Source organism: Xenorhabdus beddingii, assembly GCF_002127545.1.
GTDB lineage: Bacteria > Pseudomonadota > Gammaproteobacteria > Enterobacterales > Enterobacteriaceae > Xenorhabdus > Xenorhabdus beddingii.
Genome location: NZ_MUBK01000011.1, coordinates 37802 through 59495, shown reverse-complemented (window position 1 = coordinate 59495; position 21694 = coordinate 37802). Strand labels below are relative to the sequence as shown.

General features: G+C 47.7%; 24 protein-coding genes, 1 other RNA gene and 1 CRISPR repeat array. Of the genes, 9 read left to right on the top strand and 16 right to left on the bottom strand.

Annotated elements, in window-relative coordinates; genetic code table 11:
- Positions 1 to 26: 26 nt before the first annotated feature.
- The 5 genes from Xbed_RS08350 to Xbed_RS08330 form a co-directional block, all read right to left on the bottom strand.
- Positions 27 to 605, bottom strand: a complete 579-nt coding sequence (locus tag Xbed_RS08350) for a TerD family protein (RefSeq protein WP_086112464.1) — start codon at positions 603 to 605, stop codon at positions 27 to 29.
- A gap of 59 nt (positions 606 to 664) precedes the next feature.
- Positions 665 to 1693, bottom strand: coding sequence for a TerC/Alx family metal homeostasis membrane protein (locus Xbed_RS08345; RefSeq protein ID WP_086112463.1), 1029 nt, complete (start codon positions 1691 to 1693; stop codon positions 665 to 667).
- 27 nt (positions 1694 to 1720) lie between these two features.
- On the bottom strand, positions 1721 to 2176 hold the full coding sequence (locus Xbed_RS08340) for a tellurite resistance TerB family protein (protein WP_086112462.1): 456 nt from the start codon (positions 2174 to 2176) through the stop codon (positions 1721 to 1723).
- Positions 2177 to 2241: 65 nt separating this feature from the next.
- On the bottom strand, positions 2242 to 3405 hold the full coding sequence (locus Xbed_RS08335; protein WP_086112461.1) for a TerD family protein: 1164 nt from the start codon (positions 3403 to 3405) through the stop codon (positions 2242 to 2244).
- Positions 3405 to 3989, bottom strand: a complete 585-nt coding sequence (locus Xbed_RS08330) for a TerD family protein (protein WP_086112460.1) — start codon at positions 3987 to 3989, stop codon at positions 3405 to 3407. The genes Xbed_RS08335 and Xbed_RS08330 overlap by 1 nt, the downstream gene beginning before the upstream one ends.
- A gap of 442 nt (positions 3990 to 4431) precedes the next feature.
- Here Xbed_RS08330 and Xbed_RS08325 point away from each other — a divergent pair, with 442 nt between their 5' ends.
- From Xbed_RS08325 to Xbed_RS08305, 5 genes are all read left to right on the top strand, one after another.
- On the top strand, positions 4432 to 5601 hold the full coding sequence (locus Xbed_RS08325; RefSeq protein ID WP_086112459.1) for a phosphoribosyltransferase domain-containing protein: 1170 nt from the start codon (positions 4432 to 4434) through the stop codon (positions 5599 to 5601).
- On the top strand, positions 5594 to 6385 hold the full coding sequence (locus Xbed_RS08320) for a hypothetical protein (protein WP_086112458.1): 792 nt from the start codon (positions 5594 to 5596) through the stop codon (positions 6383 to 6385). The genes Xbed_RS08325 and Xbed_RS08320 overlap by 8 nt, the downstream gene beginning before the upstream one ends.
- The gene (locus tag Xbed_RS08315) at positions 6378 to 7457 is read left to right on the top strand and encodes a cysteine protease StiP family protein (RefSeq protein WP_086112457.1); all 1080 of its coding nucleotides are present in this window, start codon (positions 6378 to 6380) and stop codon (positions 7455 to 7457) included. Before Xbed_RS08320 ends, Xbed_RS08315 begins: the two co-directional genes overlap by 8 nt.
- The gene (locus tag Xbed_RS08310) at positions 7457 to 8395 is read left to right on the top strand and encodes an HpcH/HpaI aldolase/citrate lyase family protein (RefSeq protein ID WP_086112456.1); all 939 of its coding nucleotides are present in this window, start codon (positions 7457 to 7459) and stop codon (positions 8393 to 8395) included. The genes Xbed_RS08315 and Xbed_RS08310 overlap by 1 nt, the downstream gene beginning before the upstream one ends.
- 143 nt (positions 8396 to 8538) lie before the next feature.
- Complete coding sequence (locus tag Xbed_RS08305) at positions 8539 to 9024, top strand: tellurium resistance protein TerW (protein WP_086112455.1); 486 nt, start codon at positions 8539 to 8541, stop codon at positions 9022 to 9024.
- A gap of 54 nt (positions 9025 to 9078) precedes the next feature.
- On the opposite strand, the gene Xbed_RS08300 is transcribed toward Xbed_RS08305, so the two are convergent.
- The 5 genes from Xbed_RS08300 to Xbed_RS08280 form a co-directional block, all read right to left on the bottom strand.
- Entirely contained in the window at positions 9079 to 9573 is a 495-nt protein-coding gene (locus Xbed_RS08300) for a TIGR00645 family protein (protein WP_086112454.1), read from the bottom strand.
- A gap of 122 nt (positions 9574 to 9695) precedes the next feature.
- A CRISPR array of direct repeats spans positions 9696 to 9968; the repeat unit is 29 nt; unit sequence CGGTTTATCCCCGTGCCTACGGGGAACAC.
- A 361-nt stretch (positions 9969 to 10329) separates the two neighbouring features.
- Positions 10330 to 10905, bottom strand: a complete 576-nt coding sequence (gene dolP, locus Xbed_RS08295; protein ID WP_086112453.1) for a division/outer membrane stress-associated lipid-binding lipoprotein — start codon at positions 10903 to 10905, stop codon at positions 10330 to 10332.
- Between the two features lie 11 nt (positions 10906 to 10916).
- The gene (gene diaA / locus Xbed_RS08290; protein ID WP_086112452.1) at positions 10917 to 11507 is read right to left on the bottom strand and encodes a DnaA initiator-associating protein DiaA; all 591 of its coding nucleotides are present in this window, start codon (positions 11505 to 11507) and stop codon (positions 10917 to 10919) included.
- A gap of 51 nt (positions 11508 to 11558) precedes the next feature.
- Entirely contained in the window at positions 11559 to 11942 is a 384-nt protein-coding gene (locus tag Xbed_RS08285; RefSeq protein WP_086112451.1) for a YraN family protein, read from the bottom strand.
- Positions 11943 to 12041: 99 nt separating this feature from the next.
- Entirely contained in the window at positions 12042 to 13895 is a 1854-nt protein-coding gene (locus Xbed_RS08280) for a penicillin-binding protein activator (protein ID WP_086112450.1), read from the bottom strand.
- Positions 13896 to 13958: 63 nt separating this feature from the next.
- Between Xbed_RS08280 and rsmI the strand changes: the two genes are divergently transcribed.
- Positions 13959 to 14876, top strand: a complete 918-nt coding sequence (rsmI, locus tag Xbed_RS08275) for a 16S rRNA (cytidine(1402)-2'-O)-methyltransferase (protein ID WP_086112449.1) — start codon at positions 13959 to 13961, stop codon at positions 14874 to 14876.
- Between the two features lie 43 nt (positions 14877 to 14919).
- Positions 14920 to 15289, top strand: an RNA gene (rnpB, locus tag Xbed_RS08270) — RNase P RNA component class A.
- Between the two features lie 143 nt (positions 15290 to 15432).
- Here rnpB and Xbed_RS08265 read toward each other — a convergent pair.
- Entirely contained in the window at positions 15433 to 16167 is a 735-nt protein-coding gene (locus Xbed_RS08265; RefSeq protein WP_086112448.1) for a pirin family protein, read from the bottom strand.
- 112 nt (positions 16168 to 16279) lie between these two features.
- Here Xbed_RS08265 and Xbed_RS08260 point away from each other — a divergent pair, with 112 nt between their 5' ends.
- The gene (locus Xbed_RS08260) at positions 16280 to 17176 is read left to right on the top strand and encodes a LysR family transcriptional regulator (RefSeq protein ID WP_086112447.1); all 897 of its coding nucleotides are present in this window, start codon (positions 16280 to 16282) and stop codon (positions 17174 to 17176) included.
- A 77-nt stretch (positions 17177 to 17253) separates the two neighbouring features.
- Here Xbed_RS08260 and Xbed_RS08255 read toward each other — a convergent pair whose 3' ends face one another.
- The 5 genes from Xbed_RS08255 to Xbed_RS08235 all read right to left on the bottom strand — a co-directional run bounded on the left by Xbed_RS08255 (position 17254) and on the right by Xbed_RS08235 (position 19761).
- Entirely contained in the window at positions 17254 to 17649 is a 396-nt protein-coding gene (locus tag Xbed_RS08255) for a DoxX family protein (protein ID WP_086112446.1), read from the bottom strand.
- Positions 17650 to 17849: 200 nt separating this feature from the next.
- On the bottom strand, positions 17850 to 18143 hold the full coding sequence (locus Xbed_RS08250; RefSeq protein WP_086112445.1) for a YqjK-like family protein: 294 nt from the start codon (positions 18141 to 18143) through the stop codon (positions 17850 to 17852).
- Positions 18136 to 18537: a phage holin family protein gene (locus tag Xbed_RS08245; RefSeq protein WP_086112444.1), complete on the bottom strand. Its 402-nt coding sequence runs from the start codon at positions 18535 to 18537 to the stop codon at positions 18136 to 18138. Before Xbed_RS08245 ends, Xbed_RS08250 begins: the two co-directional genes overlap by 8 nt.
- A gap of 1 nt (position 18538) precedes the next feature.
- Complete coding sequence (locus Xbed_RS08240; protein ID WP_086112443.1) at positions 18539 to 18844, bottom strand: ElaB/YgaM/YqjD family protein; 306 nt, start codon at positions 18842 to 18844, stop codon at positions 18539 to 18541.
- Between the two features lie 251 nt (positions 18845 to 19095).
- Entirely contained in the window at positions 19096 to 19761 is a 666-nt protein-coding gene (locus Xbed_RS08235; protein ID WP_086112442.1) for a DedA family protein, read from the bottom strand.
- A 681-nt stretch (positions 19762 to 20442) separates the two neighbouring features.
- Here Xbed_RS08235 and sstT point away from each other — a divergent pair.
- Complete coding sequence (gene sstT / locus Xbed_RS08230) at positions 20443 to 21687, top strand: serine/threonine transporter SstT (protein WP_086112441.1); 1245 nt, start codon at positions 20443 to 20445, stop codon at positions 21685 to 21687.
- Positions 21688 to 21694 lie beyond the last annotated feature (7 nt).

The window sequence follows — 21694 nt, the reverse complement described above, 5'->3', positions numbered from 1 at the left end:
ACAGCACACCGGATTTTTATTTTATATTAAGCTGCATTAATGCCGTACTGCGCACAAACCGAAGCCAAACCGCCCGCGTAACCCTGACCCACGGCACGGAATTTCCATTCAGTGTTATGGCGATACAGCTCACCGAACAGCATAGCGGTTTCGGTGGACGCATCTTCAGTCAGGTCATAGCGAGCCACTTCCACTTGCGTATCATCGTTAGTCAGACGAATGAACGCACCGGAAACTTGACCGAAGCTCTGGCGACGGGTCTGTGCATCATGGATAGTGACCACAAACACAACCTTATCTACGTCAGCAGGAATTTGATCCAGCTTGATTTTCAGTGATTCATCATCGCCATCGCCTTCACCGGTGCGGTTGTCGCCCGTGTGCATAATGGAGCCGTCAGATGATTTCAGGTTGTTGTAGAAAATAAAATCCGCATCACCACGTACTTTGCCGTTGGCCGCCAGCAGGAAAGCAGACGCATCAAGGTCAAAGTCTTGCCCATCAGTGGCACGCGCATCCCAACCGAGACCGATCAGAACGTTTTTCATGGTTGGCGCTTCTTTGCTGAGAGAAACGTTACCGCCTTTAGAAAGAGATACACCCATTATTTATTCCTCACTTATTACGTTATTACGTTGTATTAATTGGATTTTACTTACCGGATTTAGCTTGCGTTTTCTTTTTGTGGGAACAGCAGGCTGGCGAGAATACCGGCCGCCAGTACGCCAATCACCACAAACAGACTGGTTGTCGCTGAAATTGAATAACCATGATGGAAGAGATGCTCAGAAGCATTCAGCCCCAGCTTGGTGGCAATAAAGAACAGCAGGACGATCACGGCTTTCTCCAAATGCACCAGATACTGTTTCAAGGCTTCCAGCACAAAATAGAGTGTACGCAGACCCAGGATGGCAAACATCATGGCACTGTAGACAATTAAAGGTTCCCGGCTGACAGCAATAACCGCCGGTACAGAGTCGAAGGCAAACATCACATCCGACAGTTCAACCACGGCCAGACACAGCATCAAGGGTGTCGCATAAAGTGCCGCTTTACCGGAGCGACCCGCTTTTACATCGGCATTTTCTGGTTTAGCCAGTTCTGCATCCACTTCTTTTTGGCTGAGCATAAAATCATGGCCGCGCAGTTTCGGCCAAATCGGGAAGAAACGTTTCACTGAACGGTAGGCAAGATGCTGGGAATAATCTTCGATTTCATCGTCATCATCGCCATTTTTCAGCATCATGACCGCCGTCCAGCCAACGACGACCGCAAACACGATCTCAACCCACGGCCCAAGCGCCAGCAGGCTTGTCCCGATGGCAACGAAAATACCCCGGAAGATGATAGCGCCGATGATCCCCCAATACAGGACGCGATGGCGGTAGCGATCCGGAACCGCGAACCAGGAGAAAATCGCCATGATGACAAACAGGTTATCGACGGAAAGGACTTTTTCCAGAGCGTAGCCCGTGACAAACAGACTCGCGGTTTCCGCGCCATGATGAATATACAGGAACCCCGCGAAAACAAAGGCAATGGCGATCCAGAAAATAGACCAAAGAGCGGCACTGCGCAACGAAATCGGCTTATCATGACGATGCATAAAGAGGTCGATAAAAAGCGCACCCACCGACAGTAGAATGAATACAGCAACGGTTTCTATCGGAAAACCAATGTGCGTGGATACCATGAAGTAAGCCTCTTAAATTATCTGCGATTACAGTTCGAAGTCAGCCGGAGCGAAGCCAAGGGCCAGACAAATTTCACGGGCAGCATTTTTTTCGTTGTTATCAAAGTCACCATCACTTTTGGCGACGGCGATCCCGACACGCAATGCAAGCTGCGCCGCTTCCGGCTGTTGTTTCAGGGCCATGATGAATTTCATGGCTTCACCTTTGCCAATGTCAGCATCAAACTCATAGCTGCTGACCAGTTTGTTGAAGAACTCGATAATTTCGGTGGTATCAAACACGTTCAGCTCAGGGGACGTTTTGATGAACCCGATCATTTTCTGTTTTTCTTCTGAGCTGACGCCGTCACTCGCCATAGCAACGTGTGCACATACCGCCACGGTGCCTTCCATGAACTTTCTGTTCTTGAAGCGACCCACTTGATTGGTCAGTTCTTCGCGTCCTGCGTTGAACGCAGATTTGAGTTTGTTTAAAAAGGACATAAGCTCCTCCGTTTGTTTAAAAACGATTTGTTTAAAAACGACTTGTTTAAAAGATAAATAACCGGTTATTTACTGCCGGATGTCCAGTTAAAGCCCCATCCAAACGCCTGATCCATCTCTTTATGCCCCTTGAAGTATTGATTGATGCGCTCCACTTTGATGGCACCGTTTTCATTGACAAGGCGAGCAATGGCACACATGCCCTTTTGGTTGTTGCCTTCCGTCATCCGGGTTTCAATCGGGGGCTGGTCAGGGACATGGATCGTGACCACACCGTCGGTTTTGTCCCAGCTAGGTGCACCCTCGTAGATAAAGGCGTAGATCAAAACTTCACGGATGTTTTGCCATTCAAGACCATTGACGTGGAGCCATTCACCGTCACTCACATTACCGGTGCGGTCATCGCCCTGTAATTCGACATAGGGTTCAGCGCGGTAATCGCCAAAGCTATTCCCCAATGCCTGTACCACGTTTTTATATCCATCCTGCAGTCGGATAAAGGCGCCAAGATCCAGATCCACACCTTTGTTTGAACCAAACATGCCTTGCAGTAAACCTTTTGGCGGGGAAGCCGTCTGGTTCCAGTTCAGGTTAACGCGGATTTTACCGAAGTTATCGCGTTTACTCAGGCTGATGGCCGGTTTTTCTTTGGTCAGGGAAACCTTGCTCAGATTCACGTTATTGGAAGCTGGCGTTGGTGCCGGTGCTGTGGTTGGCGCTGCGGCGGGGGCATCATCAAGAATATTCACGCCAAAATGCTCTGCCAGCGGCTTAAGGCCGCCATTGAAGCCTTGGGCAATAAAGCGGAATTTCCACTCACCATTGCGGCGGTACAGTTCACCGAGGATCAGGGCGGCTTCCGGGCGTCCCTGTATTTCAACCTCCCCCTGCAAAATTACGCTGCTGTTCAGTTCGATCCGGATAGTCAGGCTACGCAGGTTGGAAATCGTTTGATTGCCGTCACAGGTCGCGGTGAAGGCGACTTTCTGGACATCCGGGTGCAATGCCGGCAAGTTGACGAAAAATGAGGTATTGATGTTGCCACCTGCCAGACGGATCGTGTTGTCGTCATTGACTGGCTGGCCATAGAACACCATATCGGGATCGCCTTTAACTTTACCCTCGGCATACAGGCGGAAAGCTGAGACATCAACGGCTGAACCTGACAGGATCCGCACAGTGAGTGTTTGATTGGAAACCGGGGCATTGCCCCCGGGTGTCAGATTCATCAGCGTACCACCGTTTCGACGATCTGCGGATACATCGCTTCAATGGTACGCCCAACGCAAGGGACGCCATGTGCCGTAAAATCCCATTGACCCCCATTGCGGCGCAGGGAAGAGATGATGATGCCGGTATGGGAACCCTGCTCATGCAGCTTATAGCGAGCCAGTTCTTTGCCGCTTTGGTCAACGACACGGCAGAAGGCATTTTCAACATCATTGAAGGTTTGACCCCGGAAGCTGTTGACGGTAAAAGCCAGATATTCAACATTTGCGGGAAGTTTGATCAAATCAACGCGGATAACTTCATCATCCCCATCGCCTTCACCGGTCAGATTGTCGCCGGTATGCAGGATAGAACCGCATTTTGATTTCAACTGACCGAACCATACGGTATCGATGGCATTGCCGGATTGATCCAGTAGGATACAGCTTGCATCCAGATCAATTTCATCACTGCTGGCGAATAAACTTGCCAGGAAGCCTTTTTTCTTGGTGACGGGATCCCATCCCAGACCAAAATCAACGTTAGCCAGTGAAGCACTCTGTTTGGCGAGTGAAACTGACTGATTCTTGTTTAACGAAACCATTAATGACACCTCTATTCTGTTTGTCGGTGAATCACGGTAATTTCACGTATTAAAAAAATCATAATATGACAAATAGATAGCGAAAATCTGTCATATTATGATTCCCATAAACAGTATGTCTGGTTGTTAACTGTATGATAGGAAACAATCTGGCGTCATTTTTTATCATTTCTTTTCTGTGCAGAAAAGTCAAACAAATTTTGTTCTAAAAAATCATAATATGATTGACATGGCGTTATTCTCAACTCTAGACTGCGATGCATATTCCACCGAATTAAGAGCGGAAATGGCAAATTACCCAGTTGGGTGTCAGCAATTTAACAATTGTTTCTGTCTGGATAACGAAATTTGGTTTATGAAAAGATAATTTAATTTGTGAAAAGATAGTTGCCGCATTCATCAATCATCCTAAATAAGCAGAATTTTTTTTAAAAGGCATCACATGACAGCATTGAATAATCCCCTTGTTTATAAAGAACAGGTTTATCAGGAACAGGTTTATCAAAAAAGATTAAACAGTGGGATGTTGACGGTAACAGCACCCCATGAATCTGCATCTCTGGAAACCCTGTTTGATATTGCTGAACGCCGTAATCCCAAAAGGGCATTTTTGTTTGTCAGTAAGGTTTTGGGACGGCATATTCCTGTCAGTCCCTCCATTATGCGCTCGGTTTATCGACAATTGTCTGAACGGTTTCCGGTTAATATTTCTGGCCCTGTTTTGTATATTGGCATGGCGGAAACCGCTGTCGGGCTGGCCGCCGGGGTGTTTCAGGAAACGAAAGGCAAGGTGGATGCCCCGGTATTTCTCACTTCGACACGCCATCCCGTTGAGGGTGATTTATTGTGTGAATTTAAGGAAAACCACAGCCATGCAACGGATCACCTGATTTATTGGCCGACAGAAAGCCGGCTGCGCCAGCGGGTGATCGATGCACGCACTCTGGTCTTGATTGATGATGAAGCCACGACCGGCAATACGTTTCTCAATCTACTGGAGGCGTTGCGCAAGGCCGGGCTTAATCATATTGAACATATTGTCACGGTAACGTTGACGGACTGGAGTGGGGAAGCGGTTGTGAAACGCAGCCCGTTGCGGGTTTCTGCCGTTTCCCTGATTGCAGGAAACTGGCAATGGGATGCAGATATCTCTGCCCCGGTTCCGGTTATGCCTCAGGTCAATGTCACGGCGCGGGGAAACGTCAGCATTATCGGTCACCAGAATTGGGGGCGTTTGGGATTGGATGAGAGCCAGTGTGATATCGGTGCTGATATTTGCGTTAAGGAAGGTGAGAAAGTATTGGTATTAGGCTCCAGCGAGTTTGTCTGGCAGCCGTTCCTGCTGGCTGAACGGCTTGAGCAAGCCGGTGCCTCGGTCATGTTTGGCTCGACAACCCGTTCTCCGATCTCCTGCGGCCATGCGATTCAGTCAGTGATGACTTTTACCGATAATTACGGGCTTGGCATCCCCAATTTTCTCTACAATGTCGCGCATCAGGCGTTTGACCGTGTGCTGCTCTGTCTTGAAACGCCGAAAACGTCGGTTGATCAGGGGTTGATGGAACAGCTTGCGCATGTTTCTCCCGTGGTAGAGATTGTTTCTTATGATTAAGCCTGTTTTCCTGACCGATCTCGATGACACGCTATTTCAATCACGCCGAAAGATGAAGGGGGCATCGCCTATCCCGGCCTTTCGTGTAGGCGCTTTGGATCGGAAAAACTCACCCCATAGCTATATGACGGAAGAGCAATCCATGCTGGTTGACTGGCTGCTGGCTCACGCAGAGCTTATTCCTGTCACCGCCAGAAATACAGAACAGTTCAAGCGGGTACAAATCTTTGGTCATTCCTGGAGCATTGTCTCTCATGGCGCGGTGCTTCTTACGCCAGAAGGTGCGGTTGATGAACAGTGGCAATCACATATGTTGCCGGAATTAATGCCGTATCGGGATAAATTGCAGGAATGGGAACGCTTGTGCCATCGCCTGATTGCATCTCATGGTCTGGATGCATGGGCACGGATTGATTATGAATATGGTGATATGCCGGTTTTCCTGATCATTAAACATCGGGATCATGATCGGTTGAACGAGCTTAATTTACTGGCCGAAACCTTGGCTCAGGAAAATCATGCCGACTTCCAACAACATTTTTATTTCCACCAAAACAATAACAACCTGACTTTGCTGCCGAGGTGTGTTGACAAGGGCATGGCAACCCGTCACCTTTTGCAAAGGTTACGCGCTGAGAGAGGGGCTTTTCCCGTCATTGGTTTGGGCGACAGTCTGAGTGATCACCGTTTCATGCAATTGTGCGATTGGTTTGGTATGCCCCGGCAAAGCCAGTTTGCCGATACATTAATGACTGCTTTATTTGGAGTTGTAAATAATGAATAGCTTTCCGCCTTTTTCTGGAAGTTATGTCGCTGATGATGTTCAATTTTTGCTAAAACCCATCCAAATTGAGATGACGCCGGTTGATGTTAAGGAACAGTTGATTCAATCAGGTGCCCGCCATTATTCGGATATGCTGAGTCAGGAGCCGGAACCGACCTCTTATCATCTTGAGCTGTTTGATAAAGCCCTTGAACAAGGCGCGGTGCGGTTGGCCACGGAAGTGGTGATGCTTGCCAAGGCATTGATATCGCGCTTTGGGGACACACCGATGGTGTTGGTCAGTTTGGTCAGGGCGGGTGTCCCTTTGGGCGTGATGTTGCATCAGGCACTCAGGACCATGGGCAAACGCTCTTATCATTATGGTATCAGCATCATTCGGGATCGGGGCATTGACAGCACCGCCCTATCGTATATTGAACAGCAACATGGCACGGAAGGTCTGGTGTTTGTCGATGGCTGGACAGGCAAAGGGGCGATTACCGCAGAATTGTCGCGCGCGCTGGCGGGGCGGGCAGGTTATCCAGAGACGCCTCGTTTGGTGGTACTGGCTGATCCCTGTGGCTGTTCGTGGTTGGCCGCAAGTGATGATGACTGGTTGATCCCTTTTGGCATTATGGGCGCGCCGGTATCGGGGTTGATATCCCGCTCGATCTGGCGCGGGGAAGGATTGCATGGCTGCGTGCAATGCGATCACCTGACCGCGTTTGAATGCAGTCGTCTGCTGGTGGATACCATTGCTGCGTGTCGTGAGCAACTGGATTTGGACGCTGTACCAGAGGCCGTCTGGCTGGTGCAGGAAAAAAAACCTTTGTTGCAATTGAGTCAGGAAGTGATTGCTAATCTTGCCGAAAAATACCAGATTGACAGCATCAATCGCATCAAACCCGGCATTGCTGAAGCCACCCGCGCCGTGTTGCGGCGTGTGCCAGAACACGTACTGGTGCGTTCCTTTGATGATCCTGATGTTGCCCTATTGATTCATCTGGCACGTCAGAAAAATATTGTTATTACGGAAGTCGGCGATCTGATAGGTCAATATCGCGCCGTCACTATTATTAAAAAGGTTGTGTGATGAAACCGATCCCTTCTCCATATCAACTTGGCGCAACGCTGTATATGCCGGCCACCCGGCAGAACATTGCAGAAATTGTGTTACACAATAAAGTCCTTGGGCTGCGCTCCCTCGTGATTTGTCTGGAAGATGCGGTCAGTGAACAGGATATCCCGGCGGCGATTGAAAATCTCAGCCGTGTCCTGCAAACATTGGCGGAATCTGATGCGCCTTCTTCCGGTTCATCTGTTTCCAATACCGGACATCATCGCCCCATGATTTTTATCCGCCCGCGCAACATGAGCATGGCGAAGCATCTGATCGCCAATATTAACCTCAATATGATTGATGGGTTGGTTCTGCCCAAATTTACCTATGCTTCGTTGGCGGGCTGGTGGGATATGGTGGGTTCAACCCATCTTTGCATCATGCCAACGCTGGAAACCGAAGAAGTCTTTGATGTCCAGAAAATGAATCAGCTTGCTGACACTCTCAAAAATCATCCTTGCAAAGAACGTATTATTGCCCTGCGTATTGGCGGTAATGACCTGATGAGTGTGATATCTCTGCGACGTCCCCGTGATTTCACGCTTTATGATGGGCCAATGGGATATGTCATTAAAATGCTGGTCGCCGTTTTTGCTGCACGGGAGTTCGCCCTGACAGCACCGGTTTGTGAGCATATTGATGATCTGGAGATACTGGAGAAAGAGCTGGCACTGGATATTGCCCATGGTTTGGTGGGAAAAACCGCCATACATCCGAAGCAGATCGCCTGTATTCAGCGAGCGTTGAAGGTCAGCTCCCACGACTATGCTGATGCGTTGAATATCCTCGCCTCAAATCAGGCTGTTTTCAAATCCCGTGGCGTGATGTGTGAGCCAGCCACCCATCAACGTTGGGCGGTGAATATACTTGAGCGGGCAGAATATTATGGCATAGAGTCTGAGACAGCATAAAACCTGAAACTGACGAAAAGAGTATTAAGGCTTTTAATCTGTTTTGATATTGATTTAGTTGTGATAGAAGCTATGCTGAAACTCATTCACTTAGTTGATAATAGGGGGTTTGTTTTGACACCCCTAACTTGGTAATTGAAAACATGCTGCTCAGTCCCAAACAATTTAGAAATTTCAAGTTAACCTTATTACTTTCACATGGCAAACCGATCAGTAAAGTGAGAATCATCAAAGAACTTAGCTGTTCGGAGCCGACATTAACCCGCGCACTGCGGGAGTTGAGGGATCTTTACTGTGCGGATATCCGCTTTAGCAAGATAGGGAATACCTATCAACTGGTTGATAGCGGAATGCTGACCAAAAAAGATGTGAAAAGGATTGAAGAACTGCTCGCTCATCATCTTAGTCTAAAAGCCGACGAAGCCATCAGCCATGTCTTTCTTGATAAAGAGAAGAAAAAACCGGTTTCTCTCTCGTTGAGAATGTCTGTGATCAGAAAAATTGATGGGCTGGCCCATCGGCTTGAGACGACCAGAAGTGACGTGGTTGAAATGGTCGTGGACAGGTTTATCGAGAAGCTGATGAGAGAAGCGATGAACCGTGAATTATCGGAGCGGAGAGTCCCGTAATGCCAGCCGGTTGAGTTCAACTGGCAACGGGGCGATGATCGTTGGCCTGATGGTTTAGTGGTTGTGGCGTGTAAGTTTATCAAGATATCCCATCATAAATGCGGATAAAACGAAGGTGAGGTGGATGATGACATACCACATGAGTTTATTGTCCGGCACATTTTTAGCATCCATAAAGATGCGCAGCAGGTGAATGGAAGAGATAGCCACAATTGAGGCTGCAACTTTATTTTTGAGCGAAGTGGCATCCATCTTCCCCAGCCAACTCAGTTTCTCCTTGCTTTCGTGGATATCCAGGCTTGAGACAAAGTTTTCATAGCCTGAAAACATCACCATCACCAGTAACCCACCCACCAGAGCCATATCAATCAGGGAAAGCAGTGTCAGGATTAAATCTGATTCTGCAACGGAAAAAATATGCGGCAGGATATGCATGATTTCCTGAAAGAATTTAACCGCAAGAGCAAATAGCGCCAATGATAAACCGAAATAAACCGGTGCAAGTAGCCAGCGCGAGGCATACATAGTGTTTTCGATAAAGCGTTCCATGGTCTTTTATAGGTAACAAAAGGGGGAATAGTATAGATCAAGAGGGTGAAAGCTACGAAATACATATCGCTGTTACGCACTCAACGTTACATAAACTGCCTTTTCCTGCCCTGATATTATTTGGGTTTATCCCCGTACCTACGGGGAACACCGTCTTACAATGTCCATGCCCCTTTCTGGTATCGGTTTATCCCCGTGCCTACGGGGAACACCGCCCAATAGCGATCCATTTCTTCCGGCGTGGCGGTTTATCCCCGTGCCTACGGGGAACACGGCGTACTGTAACGGGGCGATAGCATTTGATGCGGTTTATCCCCGTGCCTACGGGGAACACTTTGGTCTATAAATATAGCTCCCCATCCTTTCCGGTTTATCCCCGTGCCTACGGGGAACACTCTAATTATATCCGTCTGTTTTATAATATCTTTTTAGAGTGGAATAATTCCACCATTTTTTTAGCTTATAAAATAGTCAAATCCACTGTTCTGTTTTTTCCTGTTTACTCTCTGTAAATTCGATCAAATTTCATCGTTTTTTTAAAAACGACACGCTACTGAGATCCCCGTAAGTACAGAGCTAAATTCTATGAAATAATGATGCTGTCGAAAAAAACAACCGAAAAAAGAACAAAAATACCGATAAAGGGTGATATCGCTATCGGCATTGGATACGATAAAAACGGGAAACAAATAAAAAAGCGGCACAGTGATTTGTGCCGCTTGTAGACTGTGGTTGAAAGATCTTAGTTGACGAATCTTAATTGAGGTAAGTGAATGCCGTTGTCACACGTTGGACGCCGCTGGTTTCACTGGCTATTTTCGCTGCGGCTGCCCCTTCTTGTTTAGTTACGATACCAAACAAGAAGACCTCCCCGTTTTCTGTCACAATTTTGATGCTGGATGATTTTACCGCATCGCTGGTTAAAATTTTTGAGCGTACTTTGGTGGTCAGCCAGGTGTCTGTGGAGGCCGTCGCCAGAGAAACCGGGTTGCCCTGACGGATTTCGTTATACACCACGTCAGTGCCTTCAATTTTCGCGGCGATTTGCTTCGCCCGATCCGCCAAAGCCATATTCGGGCTTTGCCCGGTCAAAAGCACTTTGCCTTGATATACCGTGGCGACCACCCGGGCTTGCGCCTTAATTTGTGGATCTTTGCTAATGGCATTGCTGATCCGTGCTTCCAGAGTGGTGTCATCAACTTGCTGCCCGATGGTTCGTGGGTCTGATCCGGCTTTTGTGGCAATCGCGGCGGAACCCACGACTGCGGCACCAATACACCCTTGTAATAACATTGCACTGAAACAGACCAATAAGAGAGAGAATAACCGCATTAGTTGGCTCCTTATTCATCCTGATGAGGAAATAACGTATTGTCGATTAAGTCGCACAGACAGTTGATTGTCAACATGTGGACTTCCTGAATTCGGATACTATGGTGTGAGGGGATCCGGATTTCGACATCCTGTGGCCCTAGTAATCCCGCCACTTCACCACCGTCGTAGCCCGTCAGCGCGACAATTGTCATATCACGGGTCACGGCAGCTTCCACGGCTTTAATGATATCCCGGCTATTTCCATGGGTAGAAATGGCGAGCAGGACGTCTCCGGTATGCCCCAATGCCCTGACTTGTTTGGCGTAGATTTCGTCAGGCTGTTTACTGCTAGTGATAGCCGTGATCACCACATTATCAGTATTCAATGACAGGGCAGGCAGACTTGGTCGCTCTGTTTCAAAACGATTTATCATGCTGGCGGCAAAACGTTGCGCAGTTGCGGCAGACCCGCCATTACCACAGCAAAGAATTTTGTTGCCGTTCAGCAGTGAGTGAACCATCATCATGGCGGCGCGTGATATTGCGTCGGGTAATGCTTCTGCTGCTGCGATCTGAGTTTGAATACTTTCTGTGAAGCAGACTTTAATTCTATCCAGCACGTTATGACCTATGTATATTGGAATCTATTATTTAGCGAGAAAATAGGGAACCTACAGAAATAGGCTCTCATTCAGGGTGAAGGCATTTTTCAGCCATTCAAATTTCTGGCCTGTCATCGCACAAATATCAAAGCGACACGATGCTGTTTCCAGGCATTCATTGCGTTGGTACAACCAGACAGCGGCTGTATGCAACAGTTTCTTACGCTTGCTTTGGGTAATTGTAGCAATGGCATCACCATATTGTGCGTTCTGACGGAAACGGACTTCAACGAATACCCATGTGTGTTTATCACGCATGATCAGATCGAGTTCCCCGCCACGAATTTTTACATTCTCTGCAACAAAGGCAAGCCCCTGTTTTTGCAAAAACTGTTTAGCTTGATGTTCGTAATGGCGTCCTTGCGCATAGCGATTCACTGTCGGTTTTTTCATCCTGAAACGACCAATAAAATATGATATCCGTTGAGTGACAGCCAGTGACGTTGAAGACGGATTAACTTGTGGGCACGCCTTCAACATCATTTATGCTGCTTATTCTACCGCATTACTTTGACCAGAATGAGTGACATTGTCTGAATTGTTCAAACCCTCAGGACTGTCCGTGTTATTGGTGTTTCCCGCAGCATTGGCATGGTCAGCCTGATTTTCGGTTGTGATACGCCCATGATTGAACTGCATCCAAGGTAGTTGGCGCAAAATAGTGCAATTATCTGTAACGGAAAGCGTTCCCGATGCACCATTCAAGCGGAACCCTGACGCTTGCTGCATTTGCGTAAACTGATTCGCCAGTGACCATGCATCTATTCCCATTGCGTACAGACGCATCAGGCTGTAATCGTTGGATAGTTTTTTGGCCGCTTGTTGCATCAATGGCACGTTTATACCGGTTAACAATGGAATATCGCTGAATTGCATACCCTCCATTTCCAGACGGAAATCCGGGCCAGAACCCGATTTATTACTGCGTGAATTGGCATAGAGAGCCGGTTTTTTGCGGGAACTGATTGCCATATCGATCATTGGCTTGATGATGGTCAGTTCGTCCGTTGTCGCGACAATGTAAACGGCATCCACCGGGCCTGAGGAAATCACCGGGGCAGGGGAATTTTTCTGGGCTATAGCGGTATCTGTATCCGGCACGGAGACACTAACGGGAATTGGCGAGCCAGACATGCGGATGCCAACGCCACGGTTCATGGATTGTCGCATCTCGCCCGGCGTCCCGAAAGTTTGCTGTAATGCGCTCTGGCCGCCCAGTTCCTGCCATGCTTTAGCGAAGGCTTTTGCAACCCGGCTGCCTAATTCGGTACGCGGTATTAACACCAGAGGATGGCGCTTTTGTTGCTGCCAGATATGGCCGGCGGCATTTTTCGCTTCATCTTCAGGAGACAATGAAAAATAACAGATATTGGGTCGTGCCTGTGGCACATCCAGCTCATTGAGAGCCAGAATATTCAATGGCGTTTCAACCTGTACCAATTGCTCGACATTGGGTTTCAGCAATGGCCCAACCACCAACGTGACCCCCTCTTGTTCAGCTTGTGCCAGTAAATTGGCGAGTGGCTGGCTGTTGGTATCGTAGACTTTTATGGCTTGATCATTAATGGGGGCATCATTAATCGTGGAGGAAGTCGTTGAGGCCGCCGTGGTGACATCCGTATTCTCAGCACTCGAAGTGTTGTTGCTCCCCGCATTGGATGTGGCAGGGTCGGCATCGGGTTGCCCGGCATCGACAGTCTCGCTATGACCTGAGTCGGTGACATTCACAGGCAATGAAGGTTTCGGCAATCCTTTTTGTGCATCAAGGAAGCCCTGACGAATAGCTTCACCGAACACCTTTGCCTGACCGCTTAAAGGCAGGAATAGGCCAATCGTGGCACGGCTGTCTTTGGGTTTTTGCAGCATCTGTTGCAGCGCAGTAGGTAAACGATGTGCCGCCGGATTATTGGCATAGCGGATTTGCCAATCGTGGAGGGCAGAACGCAGTTTATCGAGATCCGGCTGATTGGTCTGGTAAGCATTGAGTAAATCAAGCCAGCCCTGCAACGTATACTCATTGGCATTAATCACCAATTCGCTGAGTTGCTGCGGGGAAAGACGGGTCAGAACCTGCCATGTCTCATCAATATTTTTCTGTCTGTCAGCGTCATCGGTTACATGAGGTTCCAGTGCAATGTAAGCACGGATAACATCCAGTGATGGTTGGTTATGGGCCGCGTCAATCACGGCTTGATAGCGGTTAATCTCTGCGCTGATCTTGTCCTGGGGCTGAGAAGTTGGTTGCCCTTGCTGTGCGGGCATGGTACACCCTGCAATAATCATAGTCGACAGCAACGCTATGTAGACTAAAACAATTTTGAAACGCACAAAAATTGAGGGAAGCATACTGTATCCAGTGATGTTTTTTTCAAAGATGCTCAATTTTAAATCGGTCATTCGGATGAAACAATGAATCAAACCAATCGAGCAGTGGTTACGACATCCACGCTATATGTTGTGCCAACCCCTATTGGAAATCTGGGGGATATTACTCAGCGTGCCCTTGAAGTGCTTAAACATGTCGATTTGATTGCAGCCGAAGATACGCGACACACTGGCTTGTTGCTTCAACATTTTGCCATTAATGCGCGCATGTTCGCACTTCATGATCATAATGAACAGCAAAAAGCAGATCAATTACTTACGAAACTAGAACAAGGGGTAAGCATCGCATTAGTCTCTGATGCAGGTACACCTTTGATCAATGATCCGGGCTATCATCTTGTTCGTCGTTGTCGTGAAGCGGGCATTAAAGTGGTTCCGCTACCAGGCCCTTGTGCCGCGATTACGGCGCTGTCCGCTGCCGGTTTGCCGTCCGATCGTTTTTGCTATGAAGGCTTCCTGCCTGCAAAAAGTAAGGGGCGCCAAGATACTCTGCGTGAATTGGAGCAAGAAACCCGAACGCTGATTTTCTACGAATCGACACATCGGCTGTTGGACAGTTTAGAAGATATTGTGAAAGTGTGGGGGGCAGATCGCTATGTTGTGCTGGCACGGGAACTGACCAAAACATGGGAATCCATTCAGGGAATGCCTGCTGGACAGCTTCTGGCGTGGATCAAAGAGGATGAAACCCGTCGCCGGGGTGAAATGGTACTGATTGTGGAAGGGTATCGCAAACCTGCGGAAGATAGCCTGCCATTGGAAGCCCTACGGACACTGGCATTGCTGCAAAAAGAGCTGCCATTGAAAAAAGCGGCGGCATTGGCTGCCGAGATCCACGGTGTGAAGAAAAATGCCTTGTACCGTCATTCACTTGAGCAAAATCAGGCACCCGAACAAAATTCAGTCCTTGGGCAACTTGGGCAAATTGAAGGGGATGAGTGAAAATCCCTATACATTGGATAACAAACCTCTTATAATCCGCGCCGGAGTTGACCAGACAGTCGCCGCTTTACCTCTCTTCGGGAGAAGTAAAGGGGAGGAAAGTCCGGGCTCCATAGGGCAGGGTGCCAGATAACGTCTGGGAGGTGAAAGCCTACGACCAGTGCAACAGAGAGCAAACCGCCGATGGCCCAGTTTTCTGGGATCAGGTAAGGGTGAAAGGGTGCGGTAAGAGCGCACCGCGCGACTGGTAACAGTTCGTGGCACGGTAAACTCCACCCGGAGCAAGACCAAATAGGGGTTCATGTGGTACGGCCCGTATCGAACCCGGGTAGGTTGCTTGAGCCAGTGCGCAAGTGCTGGCCTAGATGAATGGCTGTCCAAGACAGAACCCGGCTTATCGGTCAACTTCACAAATTTAGCCCTATAGAGCAAATGCTTTATAGGGCTTATTTATTTCTGGGTATATTTTTTTTTCATAAACCAAAGGCAGAAAAAAGTCATTGACGGAAAAAAGTCACTGACAGGGCAAAGCAAAATTATGCCGGCTCCGGGTAAATCAGTCCGCTAAATCAATCAACAGCCCCCGAAATGGTGTATCCGCCAGCAATGTGACTTCCTGTTCCTCCTGAATAAATATTCCGTCGCCACATCTCATTTCCACCCCGCGATTTTCGACCCCATTATTTCCCATCCTGCCGCTGATTCTGGCATTACCACTGATGGATTGCAGGTAGGCGTGCTTTCCCCGCAAAGGCAAAATCTGACTAGCACGGTCTTTAACCACCAGATAGCTTATCCATACCTGCTGGCGCAGAGTCATGCTGTGGTTTTCTGATGTCGGGGAGGCCAGCAAGGTTAATGTTTCATCTGGCAGTACGTTACCAGACAGTATCTTGCGCTGTAATGGCAAAGGTTCTTGCTGGGGACAGGCATTGAGCCAGAGTTGCAGTCGGGTAAGTGGTATCTCGTCACTGGGATTGAGTTCACTGTAACTGATGCCCCGACGGGCAGAAAACAGCAGGCAATCCCCTTGTTTTGCGTGGAAATGGTTTCCTTCGCTATCACGGTACCGGGCTTCTCCTTGCAGGATAATGTTCAGAATATCAACATGAGGGTAAGACTTGGGCTGGAATTCGGCTTGTGGAGCCAAAACTTCCTGATTAAGGACACGTAGCGCCCGATAGTTCAAAAATTTTGGGTCAAAATAGTGACCGAATGAAAAAGTATAGCGAGCCTGTAACCAGCCATAATCGGCTTTTCCGCATTGATTTGCTGTTCTCGTTGTTATCATATGCCATCCCTTTGACCAATAAACTTATAAATCTCGATCTTAATTATCTGGACGTCGAAATGTTAGCCAGTTAATCTGGTGACTATATTCAAAATTCCTGATTGAGAAGAATATGGGCAAAGAACGAGCGCTGACATTGGAATCCCTGCGGGTCATGGATGCGATAGACCGACGGGGCAGTTTTGCAGCGGCAGCGGATGAATTGGGGCGTGTTCCTTCTGCATTGAGTTATACAATGCAAAAATTGGAAGAAGAGCTGGATGTTGTGCTGTTTGATCGCTCCGGTCATCGCACGAAATTTACCAATGTGGGCCGGATGTTGCTGGAGCGGGGGCGATTATTGCTGGAAGCAGCGGATAAATTGACCGCAGATGCAGAATCGCTTGCCCGTGGCTGGGAAACGCACCTGACGATTGTATGTGAAGCCTTGTTTCCGATTACCTCGCTGTTTCCCCTTGTAGATCGCTTGGCAACTAAATCGAATACTCAGCTTTCGTTGATGACGGAAGTGCTGGCAGGGGCTTGGGAACGACTGGAAACGGGGTATGCAGATATTGTGATTGCCCCCGATCTTCACTTTCGGGCTTCGCCCGAAGTGAATTCGCGCAAACTTTATTCCATTAACAATGTCTATGTGGCCAGTGTGGATCATCCTATCCACCATGAACCTGAGCCGTTGTCTGATGCCACACGGGTGAAGTACCGTGGTATCGCCGTTGCTGATACTGCAAGGGAACGCCCTGTACTGACGGTTAAGTTACTGGATAAACAACTCCGCCTGACAGTCAGTACGCTGGAAGACAAGCGCCGGGCACTGTTGGCGGGTTTGGGGGTAGCGACGATGCCATACCCGATGGTAGAACAGGATATTGCTGAAGGCCGCTTGCGTGTTGTGGGTTCGGAATATAGCCATGAAACCAACATTATCATGGCATGGCGGCGCGATAGTATGGGAGAAGCCAAGTCTTGGTGTCTGCGCGAAATTCCCAAATTATTCATGAAGCAATAACGCGGGAAAACAGGCCAGAAAAGCAAGATCAATCAAGCCCCTTGCGGTGAATAACCCGCCAGGGGCTTGTGTGTGTATTACCAGTTTTTATTCAATGCACGGTCAATACTAAATTTTCCCGGCCCCATCATTGCCAGCATCAGATAACCTGCGCCGATGGAGAAATTTTTCAGGAACATTGTCAGGTTCATGTCATTTGAAAAATCGCTGTGGAACAGTAAGGCGGTCAGGATACAGAAAATAAAGGTAAATACTGCGGTGGTGCGGGTCAGTAGCCCGAACAGCACCGCAATCCCGCCACCGAGTTCAAGCAAGATAGTAAGTGGCAGCAAAATCCCCGGTACTTGCATGGCTTCCATAAAGGCTTGTGTTCCCGCATAGGCTTCACCCAATTTTCCATACCCTGCGATGATAAAAAGAACGGATATTAAAACACGAGCGATCAACAAGCCACTATCTTCAAATTTTTTCATTATTATCTCCAGGAATACTGCGGGTAACGATAAATAAGTTGTCTGTTTAGATTAAAATGACCAAAAAAAGGACAAAAAAGCACAATTTGTTAATCATTATCTGATGGCGGTATTCTAAGGAGAGAGGCTATCTGGTGATAGCAAAGAATATTAACAATTCAATGCAGTTTTTTTGAAAGAGTTTGATGGATGCTTGCCAGTTAAGACTTATTCAGTGCATTTCGTACCACTTTCATAATCCCAACAAGAGGGATCATGTGGCGTGACCAGCGGTAAAATTTTTTGGGGTGGCATAGCCCATAAAACAGAACAATACCAGCACCGAGAGTGGCATAGGGTTTAAAGGCAAGGAGAACCTGCCAGCCTTTATCATAAGGCTGGGTGATTTCAAGCCAGTGCCGGCTGCAAGCCGAGAGCGATTGACGCTGTTGCCGGATCTCTTTTAATAACTGTTGCTTTCGCAACGTTCGTTGATGGTGCCATGATTTATTCATGCTGATCATCCCCCAGCATTCGGCGATCAAGGTTCAGTTGTTCGCGGGTGGCGCGAAGAAAAGTCAGTTTCCGGGTTTTTCTGATCGTCCAGATGGCACTCAACACGGCGAGGAGCAGTAGCGTTCCGGCCGCAATGGACATTGCCGTGATCCGGCAGGCGGGATCGATGGCCCAGAATATCAGCATTAATAGGCACATCAGACCAAAACCCGCGAATAACAATGTGAACCCGACCATCAGCAGTAATTGCACCAGCGTCGCTGTACTTTCCTCCAGCTCAACGGCAACAAGCCGGAGACGAGTTTCAACCATGCGGACAAGAATTGCCGCGACTCGCCGTAAAGTATCAAACAGCCCTTTTCCCGGGCCTTGAGAATGGGATGATGGGGTCATCTCAGCGCCTTGATAGTAGAACACCTAAGACCAGCCCAACGGCGGCACCAATACCGACACCTGTCCACGGATTTTCACGGACATAATTATCCGCATGACCGGCAATTTCTTTTGTTTGATCGACCAGCCTCTCGCTGGCATCGTTGAGTGTCACACGCGCATCTTGCAGCGTTTTTTCCGCCTTATTGCGCAGTTTTTCCAGTTCTGTTTTTGATTTGTCACTGGAGCTATTGAGCACTTCCTCCAGAGTATCCGCAAGGGATTGGAGTTCAGCACGTAAATCTTCAGAATTTTTTTTCTGGGGCATGACCGGTCTCCTTAAATATACGATGGATGAATTTCTACCATAGTCGCTTTTATAAGGAGTTGAAAGGGTGAATAGATGAAAAATTGTCACAATATATCGTGAATTAATCTTAAATATTGTTTAAGTCGGTGGGCGAAGCCACTGACATGGGCGGGATAATGTGAGTTGCGAATATCAATCCTGTGGTATTTCTCCCGCAATGCCACAGAAAATACACCACAGGAAAAACACCACAGAAAAAGGAAGGAGGACTAAAGGGTATTATTGGCGCGTTTCTTACGCCAAATAACCGTCAGGCTGCCAATTAAGCCGATGAGTAACAAGCCCAGTGGTAACAATACCAAAAAATTCATCAGATACTCTTCGTACTGACGGAACAGGGGGCTTTTACCGAGTATATAACCCAATGTAGTCAGAATAAGCACCCACAGGAACCCACTGAGCCAGTTGAAAATCTGAAACCGCCCATTATTCAATCCGGCAAGGCCGGCCAATGTTGGCAGCAAGGTTCTGACAAAAGCAAGGAAGCGGCCTACCAGCAAAGCGGATAAACCATGACGATGGAATAAATTATGGGCGCGCTGATGATAATGTGCGGGGAGGTGTGATAACCAGCCCTGAACTAATTTGGTGTTGCCAAGCCACCGTCCCTGAAGGTAGCCAACCCAGCAGCCGAGACCTGCACCAAAGGTGAGAATGACTAATGTCACCGGAAAACTCATGGCTTCTTTGGCGATTAAGACACCCACTAATATCAATAGGCTGTCGCCCGGTAAAAATGCCGCCGGTAATATTCCATTTTCCAGAAACAGAATAGTAAAGAGTAGGATATAGATTGCCCATACCAACGATGGGTTAGCAAGTGTTTCATAATCCTGGTGCCAAAGTGCATAAACAAGGTCTGTTACAATTTCCATCAAATGTTCCTAAAACGCGGGTTAAGAATAGCATCTTACTTTTATGGTGCATTTATGGTGATTTTCTATTGGATGCTTCGCCAATACAAAGTATTAAATATCACTTGTCATAAAATACCCTCGAAATCCCTTCAAGATGGCATAAAGATTGACTGGGACACTTTAACAAAATCAACAGTAGCGAGACAGAAAATTTTGTTGAGCAATTGAACATGAATCAAAGTATAAAATTAAATTCATCCAGATATATCGGTTGATGAATGATTTTTGAAGTGACCTAAAATGGCGTTAATAACCGGTTTATTCCACAGATGGACTGAATTTATGTTTTTTTCCCGTTAAACCTATTTCTGTCGTGCATCTGATGACGAAAAGTCATCTATCCGTCGTTTGGGAGGCCGGAAAACAATCAGCGGTCATGGCTAAAAATATAGCTCATTAATATTATGAATATTAAGGAAAATATTTACTTTCAACTTAGTGACTGTCACTTTCTGAAGTTATTCCAGGAGGAAAATTGATGCTCCGATCACACAAATGTAATCAAATTGTTATCAAAAGTTGCGTTCTCTGTATATTGCGATTAACTATTCTTTGTAGTTTTCTTAATTTTCCTATACTGGGAAAGCAAACATAACAACATCGGGCTCATCGGGCTAAAAAGACCAAAATGGATAGACTATGGAAAAACGACAAAAAGGCTTTGTGCAATATCTTGTACAAGGAAGCCTAGTAAAACAAATCTTGATTGGATTAATTCTGGGCGTATTACTTGCGTGGCTGGCCCCTTCTGCGGCCAAGTCAGTGGCGTTGTTGGGAACGCTCTTTGTCGGCGCACTTAAAGCGGTAGCGCCTGTTTTGGTATGGGTATTGGTCATGTCTTCGATCGCTAATCATAAGACAGGCCAAAAAACTAACATTCGTCCCATCTTGTTCCTGTATCTGATAGGCTCTTTCTTTGCGGCGGTTGTGGCTGTCATTGGCAGTATGCTGTTCCCGTCGACACTGACATTGGTGACCAATGATATCCAGATGTCACCACCAGAAAATATCATTGAAGTGCTGAAAGGGGTCTTGCTCAATGTCGTCGCTAACCCGATTAATGCGATCTTGGAAGGGAATTATGTCGGGATACTGGCGTGGTCAATTGGTTTGGGCGTTGCTTTACGCCATGCCAATGAATCGACTAAGTTGCTGATTCATGACCTGTCAGGCGCCGTGACCCAGATCGTGCGAGTGGTTATCCGTCTGGCACCTATCGGCATTTTTGGTCTGGTTTCTTCGACGATTGCCACAACGGGTTTTGAAGCCCTGCTCAACTATGCTCACCTGTTAACGGTACTGCTTGGCTGCATGATTATCGTTGCGCTGGTGGTCAACCCGCTGATTGTTTACTGGAAAATCCGGCGTAATCCTTATCCGCTGGTTTTTGCATGCTTGCGTGAAAGTGGCGTCACGGCGTTCTTTACCCGTAGCTCTGCGGCCAATATTCCCGTCAATATGGCCATGTGTCGCCGGATGAATTTGCATGAAGATACTTATTCCGTTTCCATTCCTTTGGGAGCAACCATCAATATGGCCGGGGCGGCAGTGACGATCACGGTATTGACACTGGCCGCCGTGAATACACTGGGCATGGTGGTGGATATTCCTACGGCCATATTATTGAGTGTTGTTTCAGTCATTGGAGCCTGTGGGTCATCGGGTGTTGCGGGGGGATCATTATTGTTGATCCCGCTGGCGTGTAGCATGTTTGGTATCTCCAATGAAGTTGCCATGCAGGTTGTTGCGGTGGGTTTCATCATTGGGGTATTGCAGGATTCTACTGAAACGGGGCTGAATTCTTCGACTGATGTGTTGTTTACCGCCGCCGCATGTCAGGCAGAAGATGACCGCATAGCGTCGGATCAATTGGCACAGCGTTAACGGTCAG

Coding starts and splice junctions, on each gene's coding strand:
- Xbed_RS08335 (WP_086112461.1), bottom strand. CDS start 3,405: ATGAATCTGACACCCGGGGGCAATGCCCCGGTTTCCAATCAAACACTC.
- Xbed_RS08250 (WP_086112445.1), bottom strand. CDS start 18,143: ATGAATAAATCATGGCACCATCAACGAACGTTGCGAAAGCAACAGTTA.
- Xbed_RS08285 (WP_086112451.1), bottom strand. CDS start 11,942: ATGAAAAAACCGACAGTGAATCGCTATGCGCAAGGACGCCATTACGAA.
- Xbed_RS08245 (WP_086112444.1), bottom strand. CDS start 18,537: ATGACCCCATCATCCCATTCTCAAGGCCCGGGAAAAGGGCTGTTTGAT.
- Xbed_RS08345 (WP_086112463.1), bottom strand. CDS start 1,693: ATGGTATCCACGCACATTGGTTTTCCGATAGAAACCGTTGCTGTATTC.
- Xbed_RS08260 (WP_086112447.1), top strand. CDS start 16,280: ATGGGCAAAGAACGAGCGCTGACATTGGAATCCCTGCGGGTCATGGAT.
- Xbed_RS08310 (WP_086112456.1), top strand. CDS start 7,457: ATGAAACCGATCCCTTCTCCATATCAACTTGGCGCAACGCTGTATATG.
- Xbed_RS08255 (WP_086112446.1), bottom strand. CDS start 17,649: ATGAAAAAATTTGAAGATAGTGGCTTGTTGATCGCTCGTGTTTTAATA.
- Xbed_RS08315 (WP_086112457.1), top strand. CDS start 6,378: ATGAATAGCTTTCCGCCTTTTTCTGGAAGTTATGTCGCTGATGATGTT.
- Xbed_RS08265 (WP_086112448.1), bottom strand. CDS start 16,167: ATGATAACAACGAGAACAGCAAATCAATGCGGAAAAGCCGATTATGGC.
- Xbed_RS08305 (WP_086112455.1), top strand. CDS start 8,539: ATGCTGCTCAGTCCCAAACAATTTAGAAATTTCAAGTTAACCTTATTA.
- sstT (WP_086112441.1), top strand. CDS start 20,443: ATGGAAAAACGACAAAAAGGCTTTGTGCAATATCTTGTACAAGGAAGC.
- dolP (WP_086112453.1), bottom strand. CDS start 10,905: ATGCGGTTATTCTCTCTCTTATTGGTCTGTTTCAGTGCAATGTTATTA.
- Xbed_RS08300 (WP_086112454.1), bottom strand. CDS start 9,573: ATGGAACGCTTTATCGAAAACACTATGTATGCCTCGCGCTGGCTACTT.
- Xbed_RS08235 (WP_086112442.1), bottom strand. CDS start 19,761: ATGGAAATTGTAACAGACCTTGTTTATGCACTTTGGCACCAGGATTAT.
- Xbed_RS08280 (WP_086112450.1), bottom strand. CDS start 13,895: ATGCTTCCCTCAATTTTTGTGCGTTTCAAAATTGTTTTAGTCTACATA.
- Xbed_RS08340 (WP_086112462.1), bottom strand. CDS start 2,176: ATGTCCTTTTTAAACAAACTCAAATCTGCGTTCAACGCAGGACGCGAA.
- rsmI (WP_086112449.1), top strand. CDS start 13,959: ATGAATCAAACCAATCGAGCAGTGGTTACGACATCCACGCTATATGTT.
- Xbed_RS08330 (WP_086112460.1), bottom strand. CDS start 3,989: ATGGTTTCGTTAAACAAGAATCAGTCAGTTTCACTCGCCAAACAGAGT.
- Xbed_RS08325 (WP_086112459.1), top strand. CDS start 4,432: ATGACAGCATTGAATAATCCCCTTGTTTATAAAGAACAGGTTTATCAG.
- Xbed_RS08240 (WP_086112443.1), bottom strand. CDS start 18,844: ATGCCCCAGAAAAAAAATTCTGAAGATTTACGTGCTGAACTCCAATCC.
- Xbed_RS08350 (WP_086112464.1), bottom strand. CDS start 605: ATGGGTGTATCTCTTTCTAAAGGCGGTAACGTTTCTCTCAGCAAAGAA.
- Xbed_RS08320 (WP_086112458.1), top strand. CDS start 5,594: ATGATTAAGCCTGTTTTCCTGACCGATCTCGATGACACGCTATTTCAA.